At 55.5% G+C, this 17,559-nt stretch carries 14 protein-coding genes; 2 read left to right on the top strand and 12 right to left on the bottom strand.

What is annotated here, in order from left to right:
• Position 1: 1 nt before the first annotated feature.
• The gene (locus JYE49_RS07120; protein WP_093958139.1) at positions 2 to 922 is read right to left on the bottom strand and encodes a mechanosensitive ion channel family protein; all 921 of its coding nucleotides are present in this window, start codon (positions 920 to 922) and stop codon (positions 2 to 4) included.
• Complete coding sequence (locus JYE49_RS07115) at positions 916 to 1,986, bottom strand: lysylphosphatidylglycerol synthase transmembrane domain-containing protein (RefSeq protein WP_179217413.1); 1,071 nt, start codon at positions 1,984 to 1,986, stop codon at positions 916 to 918. The genes JYE49_RS07120 and JYE49_RS07115 overlap by 7 nt, the downstream gene beginning before the upstream one ends.
• A gap of 154 nt (positions 1,987 to 2,140) precedes the next feature.
• Here JYE49_RS07115 and JYE49_RS07110 point away from each other — a divergent pair, with 154 nt between their 5' ends.
• A complete protein-coding gene (locus JYE49_RS07110; protein ID WP_179217412.1) occupies positions 2,141 to 2,968 on the top strand; it encodes a glycosyltransferase family 2 protein in 828 nt (275 codons plus the stop codon).
• Between the two features lie 136 nt (positions 2,969 to 3,104).
• Here the strand turns inward: JYE49_RS07110 and JYE49_RS07105 are convergent, their stop codons facing one another.
• From JYE49_RS07105 to JYE49_RS07090, 4 genes are all read right to left on the bottom strand, one after another.
• The gene (locus JYE49_RS07105) at positions 3,105 to 4,316 is read right to left on the bottom strand and encodes an MFS transporter (protein ID WP_093958136.1); all 1,212 of its coding nucleotides are present in this window, start codon (positions 4,314 to 4,316) and stop codon (positions 3,105 to 3,107) included.
• A 23-nt stretch (positions 4,317 to 4,339) separates the two neighbouring features.
• The gene (locus JYE49_RS07100; protein WP_093958135.1) at positions 4,340 to 4,969 is read right to left on the bottom strand and encodes a lactate utilization protein; all 630 of its coding nucleotides are present in this window, start codon (positions 4,967 to 4,969) and stop codon (positions 4,340 to 4,342) included.
• A gap of 144 nt (positions 4,970 to 5,113) precedes the next feature.
• Positions 5,114 to 5,881 (bottom strand): class I SAM-dependent methyltransferase, encoded by a 768-nt coding sequence (locus tag JYE49_RS07095; RefSeq protein WP_093958134.1) that lies wholly within the window; start codon positions 5,879 to 5,881, stop codon positions 5,114 to 5,116.
• Positions 5,882 to 6,151: 270 nt separating this feature from the next.
• The gene (locus JYE49_RS07090; protein WP_093958133.1) at positions 6,152 to 7,468 is read right to left on the bottom strand and encodes a cation:proton antiporter; all 1,317 of its coding nucleotides are present in this window, start codon (positions 7,466 to 7,468) and stop codon (positions 6,152 to 6,154) included.
• Positions 7,469 to 7,730: 262 nt separating this feature from the next.
• Here JYE49_RS07090 and JYE49_RS07085 point away from each other — a divergent pair, with 262 nt between their 5' ends.
• Positions 7,731 to 8,894: an FprA family A-type flavoprotein gene (locus JYE49_RS07085; RefSeq protein WP_093958132.1), complete on the top strand. Its 1,164-nt coding sequence runs from the start codon at positions 7,731 to 7,733 to the stop codon at positions 8,892 to 8,894.
• Between the two features lie 103 nt (positions 8,895 to 8,997).
• On the opposite strand, the gene carB is transcribed toward JYE49_RS07085, so the two are convergent.
• From carB to JYE49_RS07055, 6 genes are all read right to left on the bottom strand, one after another.
• The gene (gene carB / locus JYE49_RS07080; protein WP_093958131.1) at positions 8,998 to 12,189 is read right to left on the bottom strand and encodes a carbamoyl-phosphate synthase large subunit; all 3,192 of its coding nucleotides are present in this window, start codon (positions 12,187 to 12,189) and stop codon (positions 8,998 to 9,000) included.
• On the bottom strand, positions 12,182 to 13,252 hold the full coding sequence (locus tag JYE49_RS07075) for a carbamoyl phosphate synthase small subunit (RefSeq protein ID WP_093958130.1): 1,071 nt from the start codon (positions 13,250 to 13,252) through the stop codon (positions 12,182 to 12,184). The genes carB and JYE49_RS07075 overlap by 8 nt, the downstream gene beginning before the upstream one ends.
• 77 nt (positions 13,253 to 13,329) lie before the next feature.
• Positions 13,330 to 14,490, bottom strand: a complete 1,161-nt coding sequence (locus JYE49_RS07070; RefSeq protein ID WP_093958129.1) for an acetylornithine transaminase — start codon at positions 14,488 to 14,490, stop codon at positions 13,330 to 13,332.
• Positions 14,491 to 14,820: 330 nt separating this feature from the next.
• On the bottom strand, positions 14,821 to 15,720 hold the full coding sequence (argB, locus tag JYE49_RS07065) for an acetylglutamate kinase (protein WP_283399465.1): 900 nt from the start codon (positions 15,718 to 15,720) through the stop codon (positions 14,821 to 14,823).
• A gap of 102 nt (positions 15,721 to 15,822) precedes the next feature.
• Positions 15,823 to 17,070: a bifunctional glutamate N-acetyltransferase/amino-acid acetyltransferase ArgJ gene (argJ, locus tag JYE49_RS07060; RefSeq protein WP_093958340.1), complete on the bottom strand. Its 1,248-nt coding sequence runs from the start codon at positions 17,068 to 17,070 to the stop codon at positions 15,823 to 15,825.
• Positions 17,057 to 17,545 (bottom strand): GNAT family N-acetyltransferase, encoded by a 489-nt coding sequence (locus JYE49_RS07055; protein WP_283399464.1) that lies wholly within the window; start codon positions 17,543 to 17,545, stop codon positions 17,057 to 17,059. Before JYE49_RS07055 ends, argJ begins: the two co-directional genes overlap by 14 nt.
• Positions 17,546 to 17,559: the final 14 nt, after the last annotated feature.

Here is a 17,559-nt window from a genome sequence, read left to right as displayed (position 1 = left end):
TTCAGGTGTCGGATTCGGGAACAGTGTAGTGTGGCATAATGATGCCTTCACGGTCAAAGCGGGCTTTGACCCGGGTGCGGATTTCCCGCTCAATACGCCAGTGCTCACCGACAGGACAGACAACGGCCACCTGGAGCCGGACTGAATTCTTATCGAAAGCGACGATGCTCATGACATCCGGAACGGTTTTCATGCCTTCCACTTCCTTGGCGGCGATCTCCATTTCCTCTTTGACCATGTTCACCAGGCGCTCCTGGTTTTCCTCATAGGGGCAGGGGATATTGACAATGGCCCGCTTAAAACCGCGGCTCATGTTGGTGATGGTGCGAATATCGCCGTTGGGGATGCAGTAGATGTTTCCGTTGTAGTTGCGGATGGAAGTTGTCCGGATGGTAATGGTTTCCACTGTGCCGTCCAGTCCGTTGATGCTGACCAGGTCGCCGACAGCAATGGAGCCTTCACCCCAGATGAACAGACCGGAAAGCAGGTCCTTGACCAGCGTCTGGGCACCGAAGGCCAGCGCAATACCGACAACCCCGGCAGCAGCCAGGATGGAGGTAACGTCCACGCCGAAGAGCCGGAGAATGATCGTGGCCAGGATAAAGAACATGATATAGCTGAAAACGCTGGTGATAATGGAACGGAAGGTTTCGGAACGCTGGGTGTTGACGCGGCCATTCTGGCAGCGCCGTCTGGAAACCTTGATAATAATCAGTTTGCCGAGCTTCAGGAGAAGAAGCCCTACGATCAGTACCGCACCGGCAATCAGCAGCCGGCTGACAAGCTGGGGCAGGTGGGAGAGAAAAGCATCGGCACTCTCAGCTGCGTTGTTGACTGTATCCTTAAGGTCATTGGCAACCTGCTCGCCCATACCGGGAACCGGCGTGGACCTGGCAGCAATGTATCTGACAGCATTTAACATACAGCATCCTCCGTTTGATTCGTCGGATCGTTATCCTGTTTGCGAGTATGGCCGCAAAGGCCGATTTTCTCCAGCAACAGCGTGATCACACCGACAAACAGGAAGAGGTAATAGGTAAAGAAACGCCAGAGCAAAAGGGCGAGGCCTTTTGTTCCGCCGGGAAAGATTCCGTTGAAATAGCACATAAAACCGCCTTCCTGGGCGCCGCTGGCACCGGGAAGGGGCGTATAGCTGGCGCTGACAAAGAGCAGAAGGCCCAGGGTCAGCAGATGATACCAGGGAGTGCCGGAAAGCCCGAAGGCATAATAGACAAAGACAATGGAACCGGTCAGGGCGAGCATGCTCAGCGTACTGCACAGGCACTGGAAGAACAGCTGCACAGGGGAGGAGAGCAAATCGCGGATGGCCGTATGGTAGGTATCCAGTACCTCATATGTTCCGTTGAGGGCTGCTTCCTTGTCTTTAATCAGCCGGATCCGGGCAAGGAGTCCGATCAGACCGGAGGCAAGCTTACGGATGAGTGTACGCCGGAAAGCGGCCAGCAGTACCAGCGGAACCACGCTGAAATTGATGATCCAGCCAATGCGGACCGCCCAGATGACGCCGCCAAGCTGCTGATAAACAAAGGAACGGTTGAACAGCAGGAAGAGCAGGCTGAGCAGGGAAACCATAAACTGATTGGCGATGAGCCGGATGGTGACAGAGGTGGTGCCGTTTCCTACGGGAACACCGGCCTTGCGGAGTGAATTGACCTGCATCGGCTGACCGCCGCTGGCACCGGGGGTGATATTACTGTAAAAGAAACCGATCAGCGTGACGCTGAGTACGGTCCAGAGGTTCAGCCGGAAACCTTGCTTTTTCAGGCAGTACCAGGTGCCCAGCGCATCAAAGAAGGTATAGGCAGCCCAGCAAAGCAGCAGACCGGCAATCCAGCGGGCATCCAGACTGCGGAGCGTATCCCAGGCGTTAGCCAGTTCGGGATTGCCGAAAGCGATACAGAAGACGGCGACAAAGGAGAGAACGATGAACAGTATGCTGAGGACACTCTTCAGCTTTTGATTCATGCCGGCGTCTCCTTTCTCCATAACTATATCCCTATTATTTTATCCGGTTTTCACAGTTCTGTCCAGCTGAGGGGACGGATGACAGCTTTTCAAACAGCAGGATGCATGGTAAAATATGGACAGTTCCGAAAAAGAACGACAGGAGATGAAACATTTGAATCCTGCACAGTCTGAACCTATGGTCAGCGTTGTTATTCCGGCTTATAACGTGACAAAAACCCTGCCGCGTCTGCTGGATTGCCTGCTGAACCAGACATGGCAGAATCTGCAGATTATACTTATTGATGACGGAAGTGAAGACGGGACAGCGGCGATGGCAAAGGAAGCCGCAGAAAAAGATCCGCGTCTGACCGTGATCACCCAGGGTAATCTTGGCATTTCCTATGCGCGGAATGCGGGCCTGGCCAAGTGTGAAGGTAAATATATCCGTTTCATTGACGCAGACGATACACTGCCGCTGGATTCCATCGAGCGGATGGTCCGGCGGGCGGAGAAGGACGGCTCCGAGCTGGTGATCGGCGGATATGATCAGTATTTCGGCGACAGACGCAGTTTCCATAATCTGGCGGGGCGGGACGATACAGTTCCCAGTGAAGAGATGATGCGTCACCTGTGTGATCATGCCAACTCCTATTTCTACGGTGTGCTGTGGAACAAACTGTTCCTGCGGGAGATCGTGGAGAAGTGCGGCTGCCATTTCCAGGAAGACCTGACCTGGGGTGAGGACTTCGCCTTTGTAATGGATTATTTTTCCGGAGTGAATCAGGTGTCCTTTATGAAGGATTCCCTGTACGATTACCGGCGTACGGCAAACAGTACCTCCATCCGGCAGGTGCTGGACAGCGTAAAGCACCCGGCAGAGAATACCCGGATCAAGGGAGAACTGTACTGGCATCTGAAGAATATGTACCGGAAACGGGGACTGTACGAGAAGTATAAAAACAGGCTGTGGCTGTACCTGTTCAGGGTGGGGCTGGGCTGAGGACGCATGAATGCGACCTCAGCCAATGAATAATGAAAACTTAAAACTTAAAACTGAAGAATGTCGGAAAAAACTCCTGCGAAGAACGCAGGAGTTTTTTGATTGAGAAATCAGTGATGAGTGGAGAGTGAAGAGTTTAGAGTGTAGAGTTGGCACGGCCTTTTACTTGCCGTGTGCCGAACAATGCAATGACTGTGCCGACAGCACAGATAGCGACGGCGGTGAGCATAGTCGGTTTGACACCGGCGGTATCGAACATCTGTCCGCCGATGAGGCTGGCCAGAACAGAGCCGATGGTTGTCATGCTGAAGGCGAGGCTCTGGGCTTTCGCGGAATCCTTCCGGGCTACCTGGCGGTCAGCGTAGCTGACGATCAGCACGGTATAGAGGGCGTAGCTGGGCGCCTGAAGTACGCGGGCGGCAAAGAACAGCGGAATGGTCGGTGCCAGGGCGTAGGCCAGGATCTTCAGTACAAAGAATACAAAGGAGAGACGGATATAATGCACCGTATCCCATTTCTTCGGCAGTTTTGAGGAGAACATCATGATGGGCACTTCCGTGATGGCTGTGAAGGCAGCAACATAGCCCATGATAGCGGTATCTCCGCCGAGGGCACGGATTTCATTGATCAGGAAGTTGCCGTCCATGTTGTGCGCGATGAAGATGATAATAGTACCGAAGAGCATGAGGCAGAACATCCTGTTTTCCCGGATAAAGACGGGCAGGGAGGAAGACTGCTCCCGGATTTCTGTTTCAGCCGGCGGCATGGCGGCTTCAGCTTCCCGGAGATCCCGGTCAATCAGCCGGTTGCCGGCGAACTGGAGCAGGACAACAGCCAATCCGGCAAAGGGCAGGGACAGATGGCCCCAGCGGGCTGTAATGATGCCCAGAAGGGTGCTCAGGATGACGAATGAAAAACTGCCCATGGAACGGGCGAAACCGAAATTGAGGGGTGCCTTGGCCCGCTCCAGCCGTACGCACAGATCCAGGTTCATGGCGTTGACCGGCATCATGGCGGTGATGTACAGCACATAGCAGGCAGCATTGAAGAAATCCCGGCGGGGATGTACCCGCAGGACGATGAGCAGCGCCACCTGAATGGCCAGCAGCACATTCACTACCGAGGCATGACGGAGATTCCGGTTCCGGTCAATCCGGGCGCCGAGGACAGGACTGAGCAGTGCTCCGCCCACGTTGCCCAATGCCAGGATGAGGCCGAGCTCGGCATTGGAGCAGCCGATACCCTGCAGATAGACGGCCGCATAGGCGGTAACCACACAGAAGGCCATCCAGAACCCGCCGGTAATAAGCGTGTAATGGAGGGTAACGGGAGACAATCCTTTTTTCATCACTTTACTCCGTTATGGATTAATCAGAAACCAAGGGAGTCATTTACCAGGATTACGTGGATCCGGCCGGCATGGCGGCTGAACCGGGTGATCAGGAACTGGCAGCAGATGGTATCCGGGCTCTTGCAGTCCATGCACTTGCCGGTTTTCGCGCAGGGCGTGGACAGGCCGAACCGCTGGGCATTGGTCGGGGCGGCGATGTTCCGGGCACGCTTCATGGCATTGTCCAGATCACCGCAGACCTTATTCATCCCCACGATAAACAGGACTTCCTTTGGACCCTGGCAGATGGCGGATACGCGGTTGGCGTTTCCGTCAATGTTCACGAGGATACCGTCGTCTGTCATGGCGTTCACACTGGCAAGGAAGACATCCGCGTCATAGGCGGCCAGCATGGCGGCCCGCTTATCTTCCATAGCATCCCGATCAATGAAATGATAATTGCCGTCTTTGACGGCCTGCACCAGGCCGATTTCATGGGCACTCATGGCACCGCCCATGGTGACGGTGCTGTATTCCGGAATCAGGCTGAGGGCGAGCTTCAGGGCTTCTTCCTTTGAGGCGGCATAGTATCCGCTCATATTGCGGGATTCCAGCCCTTTGATGACTTTCTGCGCAAGGAGCTCGTTCCTTTTGAAGATGTTTGTATTCATCCGCGGCCTCCTGTATTTGTCCGTTATTGTTCTTTGTACTGCGATGATAACAAAAAAGGAACGGACCTTCAAGAATAAAAAAGGTTTTGAATGAAATAAAAGAGAGGTTTCAGCTTGAACTGAAACCTCTCTGGCTTATACGGTTTATTTCAGGGGCTTCCGGGCAATGATCAGGTACCGGTGAGTGGTGCCGTCGATGCTGCCTTTTTCCTCTAACTGTGCCTGCATCTGCAGCAGACGGTCAAAGCAGCTGTCCACAGAGAAACCGGGAAACTCCCACTCAATGATACGGGCGAACCAGACAAACGCGCCCACATCATAGAAGCGGATCTGTCCAAAGTGTTCTTCCGCCCTGACAATCTCGAAACCGGCCTGCTCAAAAGCCCTTTGCTGCACGGAAAGGTGAAGACCGGAAGTGGGATCCGCTGTATCCGGGAATACCATCCGCACCAGGTCCAGGTCATTACGGTCGCCGACCTGCTGGGTGATAAACAGGCCGCAGGGTTTCAGCACCCGGTACAGCTCATCCGGGCAAAAATCGCCGTGCCGGTTGATCACCAGATCGAAGGAGCTGTCATTATAGGGGAGATGAGCCGGATCGGAACACTCCTTCAGGTCGATTCCCAGGGGAATCAGCTTTTCCTGGCAGAGCTTCACGTTGGGCGGGAAGCCTTCGGTTGCCGCGGTGTTCTCATAGGGATGTCCCAGGGAAAGAAGGAATTCACCGCCGCCGGTGTCATAGTCCAGGAGCTTCATGTCCTTCTTCAGGTACTGACGGACAAGACTGTCGTAGTCCCAGGGGATATCATGTTCCTCTTCGTACTTGTCGGCGATGTGGGAGAAATCCCAGCCGTGAATGTGGGCGATGGCTTCTTCCTGTTTCCAGAGTTCTTTTAATTCCTGATGATTCATTATTCTGCGTTCCTTTCTTTTTCATGATTGATATTGGGAAGAAAGGTGCAGTTCCTGACAACAGATTCTGTTACTGTTTGCTTACTCGGTGCAACCTGCTGTCAGTTTTAAAGAACTGCACCGAGTTGTTATCTCGCATCCTCATTGGTTACCTCCTGTCATGTTTTACAAACACAACATGGAAATTATAGCACAATCACTTTCAGGAAGGAAACTGTTTTATTGAGGAATAAGAAACCCTCCCTTCACCGGGAAGGGAGGGTGAGAATCTTATTTGTCGAAAGCCGGGGGAACAGGCTTTGTGATTTCCTGCAGGCGCCGCTGGCGGCGGGTGAGCATGTCGGCGGATTTGGCCTGGATGTCACCGGCCTTGGTCAGGGCCCACTTGGTCAGGCTCGGGCCGACCAGTTCATAGATCAGCACGGAGAACAGGACAATGTTCCGGATCAGGGTACCTTCGACACCGCCGAGCACGCGGTAGGCTGTGGAGCACATACCCAGAGCCACACCGGCCTGGGGCAGCAGGGTGATGCCCAGATACTTTTTGACGGTTTTCGGACTCTTTGCAAGAACAGAAGACCAATGGGCGCCGATAATCTTACCCATGGAACGGAACAGGATATAGATCACACCGATCAGTACTACGGAAAGATCCGCAAAGACACTGAAATCCAGCGCCGCACCGCTGAGCACGAAGAACAGGGTGATGGCCGGGCCGGACCAACGGTCCGCCTGCAGCATCAGGTCCTCGCTCAGGGGGCAGAAGTTGCAGAAGATAGTGCCCAGCATCATGCAGACCAGCAGGGAAGAGAAACCGAAGGTGAAAGGACCAATCGGGATTTTCAGCTGGCTGACGGCCACGGTGAGCACCACGCTGCCGACGATCAGGGCGTTACGGTTGCGGTGGGAGTGGAAGAACCGCTCCAGCCAGGTGAGACCAAGGCCGACCAGGGCGCCGAAACCGACAGAAAGAATGACTTCCATCAGGGGCTCAATGATCAGGGCTGCAATATGGGTGGTGCCATTCTTCATGGACTGGGCAATACCGAAGGAAACGGCAAAGATCACCAGACCGACAGCGTCATCCAGGGCGACAACAGGGAGCAGCACATCCGTGACCGGACCTTTAGCCTTGTACTGACGGACAACCATCAGGGTGGCGGCCGGAGCGGTTGCAGCGGCGATGGCACCGAGGGTGATGGCTACGGGCATCGGAAGCAGATCGGGCATCATGAAATGCAGGGCAATCAAGGCGATATCCACAAAAGCTGTAGCAACCACGGCCTGCAGGATACCGATGATGGTAGCCTGTTTTCCCGTCTGCTTCAGGGCAGAAAGGCGGAATTCATGACCGATGGCGAAGGCGATGAAGCCCAGGGCCACATCGGAAATCATGGACAGGGAATCCACTTGTTCAGAGGTATTGAAGCCCAGGCAGGGCACCCCCAGACGGCCCAGCACACAGGGACCGATCAGGATGCCGGCCACCAGATAGGCGGTAACGTCCGGCAAGCGGAATTTTACAAAAAGCCGTGTCATGAGCAGACCGGCGAAAAGGGCCAGGGCAAGCAGCAAAAGTGTCTGCATAAAAGGCTACGCTTCCTTTCAGAAATCCATTGTGCGGCATTTCGCACGCCGATGGATTGTATCACCAAATCAGAAAAATCACAATGATTTTTCGGTAAAGAGCAATGAATAATGAAAACTTATGTTTTAAGGCTAAAAACAGATAACAAAACAGCGCTGACGGCATTGTTTCTGTGAATTATAAGTGTCAACGTTAATCATTGTTCGGGTTAATGACTTGTGGTAGAATTACATCAGAATGAATCCGGGAGGGATATGTAAGATGAATGTGACAAAGGATATCCGTTATATCGGGGTCAATGATCATGAGATCGACCTGTTTGAAGGAATGTATATCGTGCCGGAAGGCATGGCTTACAATTCCTATGTCATTCTGGACGAGAAGGTGGCTGTGATGGATACGGCTGACCGGAACTTCGTCCAGGAATGGATGGGCAACCTGGAAGCCGCTTTGGAAGGGAAAAAACCGGACTACCTGATTGTACAGCATATGGAACCGGACCATTCCTCCGGAATCTCCGCCTTCATGGAAGCATATCCGGAAGCCAAAGTTGTAGCAACCGCCAAGGCCTTCACGATGATGAAGAACTTCACCGGCACGGACTATACCGGCCGGGGTATTGTGGTGAAGGAAGGGGACAAACTGGAACTGGGCAGCCACGTGCTGACCTTTGTGACCGCGCCCATGGTCCACTGGCCTGAGGTCATGTTCACCTATGACAGCACGGACAAGGTGCTGTTTTCCGCGGATGCCTTTGGCAAGTTCGGCGCGCTGGACGCGGAGGACGAAGAAGGCTGGGCCTGCGAAGCCCGCCGGTATTACTTCGGCATCGTGGGTAAGTACGGTGCCCAGGTACAGGCAGTGCTGAAGAAAGCCGCAGCCCTGGATATCCAGATCATCTGTCCGCTGCATGGACCGATCCTGAATGAGAATCTCGGCTACTACCTGGACCTGTACAACACCTGGTCCTCCTACGGCGTGGAAAGCGAGGGTGTTGCTGTATTCTACACCTCCGTGTACGGCCATACGAAAGAGGCGGCCGAATTCATGGCGGCGAAGCTGCAGGAACTGGGCTGCCCGAAGGTGGCCATCAGCGACCTGGCCCGGGACGACATGGCGGAAGCAGTGGAGGACGCTTTCCGGTACGGAAAGATTGTGCTGGCTACCACAACCTATAACGCTGATGTGTTCCCCTTCATGAGGGAGTTCATTGAGCACCTGACGGAACGGAACTACCAGAACCGGAAGATCGGCTTCATTGAGAACGGCAGCTGGGCCCCGACGGCAGCGAAAGTGATGAAAGGCATGCTTGAAGGCTGCAAGAACACAACGTTCGCGGAGACAGAGGTGAAGATCCTGTCCGCCATGACGGAAGAGAACAAGGCGCAAATCGAAGCGTTAGCGAAAGAGCTTATTAATGCATAATGATCCGTTGCGGCGTGGAGAAATGACAGTATTACATTATGGGAAAGTATAAGAAAAGGGTCATCGGGACTATCCGATGGCCCTTGTTCATTATGTGTGATAATTAGTGACGCATGTGATTGATGTCGACAAGCTCGGTATTCTGCAGGGTAAAGCGGGAACCGAGGATGTCCATCAGGGCGTTGGCGGTGTCCAGTGAGGTCATGCAGGGGATACCCAGAACCATGGCCTTGCGGTGGAGAACAGTGTAGTCGCCCACAGTGTCGTCCTTGACAGCACCGGTATAGATGATGTAGTTCACGGAGCCGTTTTCCATCAGGCCGATGATCTCATCGCTGATCTTCGGGTCAGCAACGGGAGTCACGTGGATGCCGACGGCGGAAATGGCCCGGGCGGTATCCTTGGTGGCGTAGACGCTGATACCCTGATCGTAGCAGCGCTTGGCAACGGCAATGGCATCCGGGAAGTCCTCATCCTCAACGGACAGAAGCACGCCGGTGTGATCCTTTTCACGGGCGGTGGGCAGATGGAAGCCGGCAGCGGACAGGCCTTTGAACAACGCTTCTGCCTTGGTGATGCCGATGCCCAGCACTTCACCGGTGGACTTCATTTCCGGTCCGAGGATGGAGTCAGCGTCGTTCAGCTTCTCAAAGGAGAAGACCGGTACCTTGATGGCACAGTAGGGCGGGACTGGATAGAGCCCGGTACCGTAGCCCAGATCCTTCAACGGCTCGTCCAGCATGACGCGGGAAGCGAGATCCACCATGGGAACGCCGGTGACCTTTGAAATATAGGGGATTGTCCGGGAAGCCCGGGGATTCACTTCGATGACGTACAGTTCATTGTCATAGATCAGGTACTGGATGTTGACCAGGCCCTTGGTGCCCAGCGCGAGGGCGAGCTTGGTGGAGATATCGCAGATCTTCTCCTGGAACTTTTCCGTCAGGTTGAAAGGCGGATAAACGGCGATGGAGTCGCCGCTGTGAACACCGGCACGTTCAATATGTTCCATGATACCGGGGATCAGCACATCCTTGCCGTCGGAGATGACATCCACTTCCAGCTCAATGCCGGGCAGATACTGGTCCACCAGCACAGGGTTCTCGATGCCGCCGGAGAGGATCCGGGTCATGTAGTCCACGGTGTGCTTCCGGCTGCGGGAAATGGTCATGTTCTGGCCGCCGATCACGTAGGAGGGACGCAGCAGCACGGGATACCCCAGGCCTTCCGCGGCGGCAACCGCTTCTTCCATGGTGCGGACACCCATGCCGCGGGGACGGCGGATGCTGAACTGTTCCAGCAGGGCGTCGAACCGCTCACGGTCTTCAGCGATATCAATGGATTCAGCGCTGGTGCCCAGGATGCGGATGCCCTGGGAATCCAGGAACTGGGTCAGCTTGATGGCGGTCTGGCCGCCGAAGGCTACCACGACGCCGACGGGCTTTTCCACGGCGATGACGTTCATGACGTCTTCCGGAGTGAGAGGCTCGAAGTACAGGCGGTCTGCGGTGTCATAGTCGGTGGAGACGGTCTCCGGGTTATTGTTGATGATGACCACATCATAGCCGATGCGGCGCAGGGTCCACACACAGTGGACGGAGGAGTAGTCGAACTCGATACCCTGGCCGATCCGGATGGGACCGGAACCAAGCACGATGACCACAGGACGGCCGGAACGCTTCAGGCTCCGGGACTCGCAGGCCTTGTCCGTGCAGGAGTAGAAGTAAGGTGTCTCTGCAGCAAATTCAGCACCGCAGGTATCCACCATCTTATAGCTCATCTTCCAGCCGGGGACTTCCTTCGCACCGGTGATCCGCATGATGGCTTTGTCCGGATAACCCATTTTCTTGAAGGTTTCATAGTCGCCGGGCTGCAGGCCTTTGCCTTCGGTCCGCATTTCCAGTTCAGCCATGGCGCGGAGCCGGTAGAGGAAGAACCGGTCGATCTTTGTGATCTCAAAGATCTCGTCCACGGTCATACCCTGCTTCAGGGCTTCAAAGACGGTGAAGAGACGGCGGTCATCCTGGCGGGCCAGGCGATCCCGGATGGGTTCGTCCGTCAGGGGAAGCGCGTTCAGCGTATCCAGGGAGATTTCCGCACCGCGGACAGCCTTCATCAGGGCTTCCTCGAAGCGCTGGCCGATGGCCATGACTTCGCCGGTGGCCTTCATCTGGGTGCCCAGACGGCGGGAAGAACCATAGAACTTATCAAAGGGCCACTTCGGGAACTTGACGACCACATAGTCGACGGTGGGCTCGAAGCAGGCGCAGGTTTTGCCGGTAATATCGTTGGCGATCTCGTCCAGGGAATAACCCAGGGCCAGACGGGTTGTGATCTTGGCGATCGGATAACCGGTGGCTTTGCTGGCCAGAGCGGAGGAGCGGCTGACACGGGGATTGACCTCGATGACCGCGTATTCGAAGGAATCGGGATTCAGGGCGAACTGGCAGTTGCAGCCGCCGACGATGCCGATGGCGCTGATGATATCCAGCGACGCGGTACGGAGCATCTGGTACTCCTTGTCGGACAGGGTCAGGGCAGGCGCCACAACCACGCTGTCACCGGTATGAATACCTACGGGGTCCACGTTTTCCATGGAGCAGACGGCGATGACGTTGCCCTGGGCGTCCCGCATGGTTTCAAACTCAATTTCCTTCCAGCCGGAGATGCACTTCTCCACCAGAATCTGGGTAATGGGGGAAGCGTCGAGACCCGCACGGGCGATGACACGCATTTCCTCTTCATTGGCAGCAATACCGCCGCCGCTGCCGCCCAGGGTATAGGCGGGACGGACAATGACGGGATAGCCGATTTCATTAGCCCATTTCAGGGCGTCCTCCATGTTTTCCGCAATGCCGGAGGGTACGCATGGCTGGCCGGCCTTCAGCATGGTTTCACGGAAACGCTCGCGGTCTTCCGCCCGCTCGATGGCTTCAATGGGAGAACCCAGCAGACGGACACCGAACTCTTCCAGTGTGCCGTCGCGGCTCAGCTGCATGGCCAGGGTCAGGCCGGTCTGGCCGCCGAGGCCGGCGATCAGTCCGTCCGGACGTTCCTTTTCGATGACCCGGCGGACGGTGGCCGCGTTCAGCGGCTCCAGGTAGATTTCATCCGCCAGATGCTGGTCGGTCATGATGGTGGCGGGGTTGGAGTTGACCAACACCACGTTGATGCCTTCCGCTTTCAGCACGCGGCAGGCCTGAGCACCAGCGTAGTCAAATTCAGCAGCCTGGCCGATGACGATGGGGCCGGAACCGATGACCAGAACCTTTTTGATTGAACTGTCCTTAGGCATTGGTTTTTCCTCCATTCGTCATATTTGCAACAAACCGGTCAAACAGAACCGCGGTATCCCGGGGTCCGGAAGCGGCTTCGGGATGGAACTGAACGGTGAAGCATTTCAGATCCGGATAATCCATACCCTCGCAGCTGCCGTCATTGGCGTTCCGGAAGGATTCTGTACCGATTCCCTTCAGGGAATCCGCCACGACCGCGTAGCCGTGGTTCTGGGAAGTGATATAGGTACGGCCGGCAGCCAGATCCCGAACGGGCTGGTTGCCGCCGCGGTGACCGTATTTCAGCTTGATGGTATCTCCGCCCAGGGCGAGGGCAGTCAGCTGGTGACCGAGGCAGATGCCGAAGACCGGCAGTTTCCCGATCAGCTTTTTGAGCTCGCCGATGCAGAAGGTGTTTTCTTTCGGATCCCCGGGACCGTTGGACAGCATGATGCCGTCCGGATCGGAAGCCAGGATGGCTTCCGCAGTGGTGCGGGCGGGCCACACCGTGACAGAACAGCCACGCTTCTGCAGGCTGCGGATGATATTGTGCTTGGCACCGTAATCGATCAGGGCAACGCGGCAGACTTCCTTGCCTTCAGCAGGGAAGGTTTCCTTTACGGCTTCCGTGACAGAGTCTACGGCATCTTTTACTGTGAACGCCTTGATCTCGCTGAGATCGGATGGGATTTCATCGCAGATCATGGCGTTCATGACGCCCTCTTCCCGGGTGATACGGACGATCTCACGGGTGTCCACACCGCACAAGCCGGGGATGCCCTTGGCGACCAGGTATTCATTCAGCGGATAGGCAGAGCGGAAGTTGGAAGGTGTGTCGCACAGCTCCCGGACGATATAGCCGAACAGTTCGCTGTGCCCTTCAAAGTCTTCCTCAATGACACCATAGTTGCCGATCAGCGGGAAAGTTTGGGTGACGATCTGACCGTAATAGCTGGGGTCCGTCAGGGTTTCCAGATAGCCTTCCATACCGGTGGTGAAGACCAGTTCGCCGATCCGGTTGAGGGGCGCGCCGATACGACGGCCTTCAAAGACGGTTCCGTTAGCAAGCACAAGATAAGCCATAGTTTAAACTCCTTAGGTATAAAGTAGGAGGTGATAACGAGGTAGGAGAGAGGAGGTAGGAAGTAGGAGGTAAACGGTTATTTGCAAGCGGCTTTAATGACGTCTGCAGCTTTGATCAGAAGTTCGTCCGGGATGTTGAGGGCGGGGAGAAGACGGACCTTGTCCTTCGCGGTGAGACAGAGGACACCGTTTTCCCTGCAGGCGGCCAGCACTTCCGCGGCGGGTTTGGTGGTCTTCAGACCGATCATCAGGCCCAGGCCGGAGATGCTTTCAATTCCGGGAGCCCCTTCCAGCAGACTGCGGATCAGCTGGCTTTTGCGGGTAACATCAGCCAGGAAGTCGTCTGTCAGCCGTTCCACGATGGAGAGCGCCGCAGCCGCGGCGATCGGATTGCCGCCGAAGGTGGATCCGTGATCACCGTAGGAAAGGACGTCTTTCACTTTCCCGCTCATCAGCGTGGCCCCCATGGGCAGGCCGCCGGCCAGACCCTTGGCGGTGGAGACCACATCAGGCTGCAGACCGTACTGCATATAGGCATACATGGTGCCGGTGCGGCCGTTGCCGGTCTGCACCTCGTCCACCATGAGCAGGATGTCCTGCTCCTTCAGGAAAGCAGCCAGTTCTTTCACGAAGGCCGGATCCAGGGCGATGACGCCGCCTTCACCCTGTACCATCTCGATGAGAACCGCGGCGACAGTACCATTGGCGCATAGCTTTTTCAACGCGTCCATATCTCCGGCGGGGAAAGAAGCGAAACCGGGAGTCAGGGGCTGGAAGAGCTCATGGAAATGATCCTGACCGGTGGCGGCCAGGGTGGTCAGCGTACGGCCGTGGAAGCTCTGCTCCAGCGTCACGATGGTGGAACAGGCAGGTCCCTTATGTTCCGCTGCCCATTTCCGGGCAACTTTGATGGCACATTCGTTAGCTTCTGCTCCGGAGTTGGAGAAAAAGACTTTGGACATGCCGGTCTTGTCACACAGGGCCTTGGCCAGGTTGGCGCAGGGGGCAGTGTAGAACAGGTTCGACATATGCTGAACGCTGTGGATCTGCTTCTCCACAGCCGCGATCCACTCATCATCCGCCACACCGAAAGAGGTGACGGCAATGCCGGAACCCATGTCGATATATTCCTTACCGTTGACATCCTTTACCAGGGAGCCTTTGCCGCTGACAATCTCAATGGGGAACCGCTTATAGGTGGAGGCGACGTATTGGTTGTCCAGTTCGATGGTGTTCATAGGAACCTCCGGATAATTATCAGAATTAAGAATTCAGAATTAATGGTGGACAAAATATCTTCATCCTGCGGATTTGATATTTTGACGCTCACTCCCAGCGATCGTCGCGGCCGCTCTGTCTTTGCCTACGGCTCGTCAATCGCGGGCTCCTGTAGCTGTGGGTGGCGTTACCAAAATATCTTCATCCTGCGGATTTGATATTTTGACGCTCACTCCCAGCGATCGTCGCGGCCGCTCTGTCTTTGCCTACGGCTCGTCAATCGCGGGCTCCTGTAGCTGTGGGTGGCGTTACCAAAATATCTTCATCCTGCGGATTTGATATTTTGACGCTCACTCCCAGCCCTTTTGCCTGTCATCAGCTTCTTCTCCTTTGGAGACCATGGTGCCGGCACCTTCGTCGGTGAGGAGCTCCATCAGGATGGAGTGAGGGACGCGGCCGTCCATGATAACCACGTTGCGAACGCCACGGGAAAGGGCTTTCGCACAGCATTCCACCTTCGGGATCATGCCGCCGGAGATAATGCCGCTGTCATACAGGGAGGGCAGCTCAGGCAGGGTGATCTGGGGAATCAGGGTGGAAGGATCATTCTTGTCCTTCAGCACGCCGGCGATGTCCGTCATCATGATCAGACGCTCGGCACCCAGCGCACCGGCAATATAGGCTGCGGCGGTATCACCGTTGATATTGTAGGCATTGCCGCTCTTGTCGCAACCGACGGTGGAGACTACCGGGATATATCCCCGGTCCAGCAGGTCGGTAACTGGCTGGATATGCACTTTCTGGATTTCACCCACATAGCCCAGGCGTTCGTCCTTCATACTGCACTGCAGCAGGCGTCCATCCATGCCTGAAAGACCGACGGCTTTTCCACCCTTCATTTCCAGCAGGTTGACCAGCGTTTTGTTGATCTTGCCGGCAAGAACCATCTGGACGATGTCCATGGTTTCTTTATCTGTCACCCGCAGACCGTCCACAAACTCCGGCTTTTTGCCGAGCCTGTCCATGAGATCGTTGATCTCCGGTCCACCGCCATGAACCAGCACAATGCGTACGCCGATAAGCCACAGCAGGACGATGTCCTCCATGACCTGCTGCTTCAACTGGTCGTTGATCATGGCGTTGCCGCCGTATTTTACGACGACCACTTTACCGGCGTAACGGCGGATGTAAGGCAGGGCGGCGGTCAGGACTTCCGCACGCTCCATGTTAGTGAGGTTGGTATTCATCATAGCACTCCTTATGATCTTCACTGATTGGAATCAAAATTCATAATTCACAATTCATAATTCATAATTGAGTTACTTTTCAGACCTGTTGAATGAAACAACGTGTCAGGTCCGATAATCGCCGTTGATTTTGACGTAGTCATAGGTGAGATCACAGCCCCAGGCTGTGGCTTCCTCATTACCCATGTTCATATCGCAGTCAAAGTGCACATCGTGCTCTGAGAGGATGGCCAGGGCCTTTTCTTCATCAAAGAGCTGTACGCAGCCGTCCTTATAGAAGCAGACGGAACCGGATTTGCCTGTCATGGTGATGACGATGTTTGCCGGATCAAAGGCCGGACCGGCATAGCCGAGGGCACAGAGCACCCGGCCGCAGTTGGCGTCCTTGCCGTAGATCATGGCTTTGACCAGACTGGATCCGGCTACAGAACGGGCAAGGGTCCGGGCATTTTCCTTCGTGTCGGCGTTGAAAACGCGGATCTCCAGCAGGTGGGTGGCGCCTTCACCATCGGAGGCCATCAGGACTGACAGATCATGGCAGACGCTGTACAGGGCGGAGCAGAAGAGCTCATAGCTTTCATCTTCCGTGGTGATCGGCTTGTTACCGGCAAGGCTGCTGGAGAAGAGCAGCAGGGTATCGTTGGTGCTGGTGTCGCCGTCCACGGTGATCATGTTGAAGGTATCCTTGATTACATTGCTGAGGGCTTTCTGCAGCAGGGAAGGATCGATGGCGCAGTCTGTGGCCAGATAGCCCAGCATGGTGCACATGTTCGGATGAATCATGCCAGAGCCCTTGCTCATGCCGCCAAGGCGGACAGTAACGGTTCCTTCACCTGAAGCAGCGGGGAGATCGAATTCTACAGCATATTCTTTGTTCACGGTATCGGTGGTCATGATGGCCTTGCTGGCCAGGGTGCCGGCTTCAGCAGAATCGGAAAGATTCTTTGCCATCACGGTGACACCGGCAGTGATCCGGTCCAGGGGTACATTCGGACCGATGACGCCGGTGGAGCCAACCAGAACTTCATCGGCGGAGATTCCCAGGATTTCGGCGGTGTGCTTCGCTGTTTCGCTGCACAGGCGCATGCCTTCCGCACCGGTGCCTGCATTGGCAATGCCGGTGTTGACAACCACCGCACGGGCGGGCCTACCGGACTTTACAATGCCCATATCCCAGAGCACCGGAGCAGCCTTTACCCTGTTGGAGGTGAAGGTTCCGGCTACGGCGCAGGGGACATCCGTAAACAGCAGCGCCATATCCCGACGGTTCTGATACTTGATGGCCGCTTCGCAGCTTGCAGCCTTAAATCCCTTTGCTGCTGTGAAACCGCCCGCGATCTTACGAATCTTCATTGTCTTCTCCTATAAAACGCGTAATGTTTTTATCGTTCAGTACGAAATCGTAGTAGTTAACGTCGGAACGTTTGTTCCAGCCGATCTGTTTCCAGAAGGCGTTTCCGGCGTCGTTGGCTGTGAAGGCAATCAATGCCACTTTGTTGATGCCCATGGCCTTCAGCTGATGCATACAGAAGCCGACCATGTGGGTGCCGATGCCCCGGCGCCGGTATTCCTTTGCGACGCATACATGATACAGTGCGCCCTGGCGGCCGTCAGAACCGCACAGGATTGTGCCGACGATCCGGTTCCCGGCCTTCGCGACAACGCTTGTGGTGGGATTCCGCTGAATGAAACGCTCAATGTCTTCCCGGGAGTCATCCAGCGCCCGGATGCCGAACCCCCGGATGGTCATCCAGAGAGCCCGGACATCGTCGTAGTCCTCCGGCTTCATCGGCATGATGTCGATTTCGTTGATTAACTGCTGATCCATCATTAACTCCCCGT

It is taken from the genome of Aristaeella hokkaidonensis (genome assembly GCF_018128945.1).
Classification (GTDB): domain Bacteria; phylum Bacillota; class Clostridia; order Christensenellales; family Aristaeellaceae; genus Aristaeella; species Aristaeella hokkaidonensis.
Note: the sequence above shows the minus strand (reverse complement) of the source record. Positions and strands in the feature narration are given on the sequence as shown.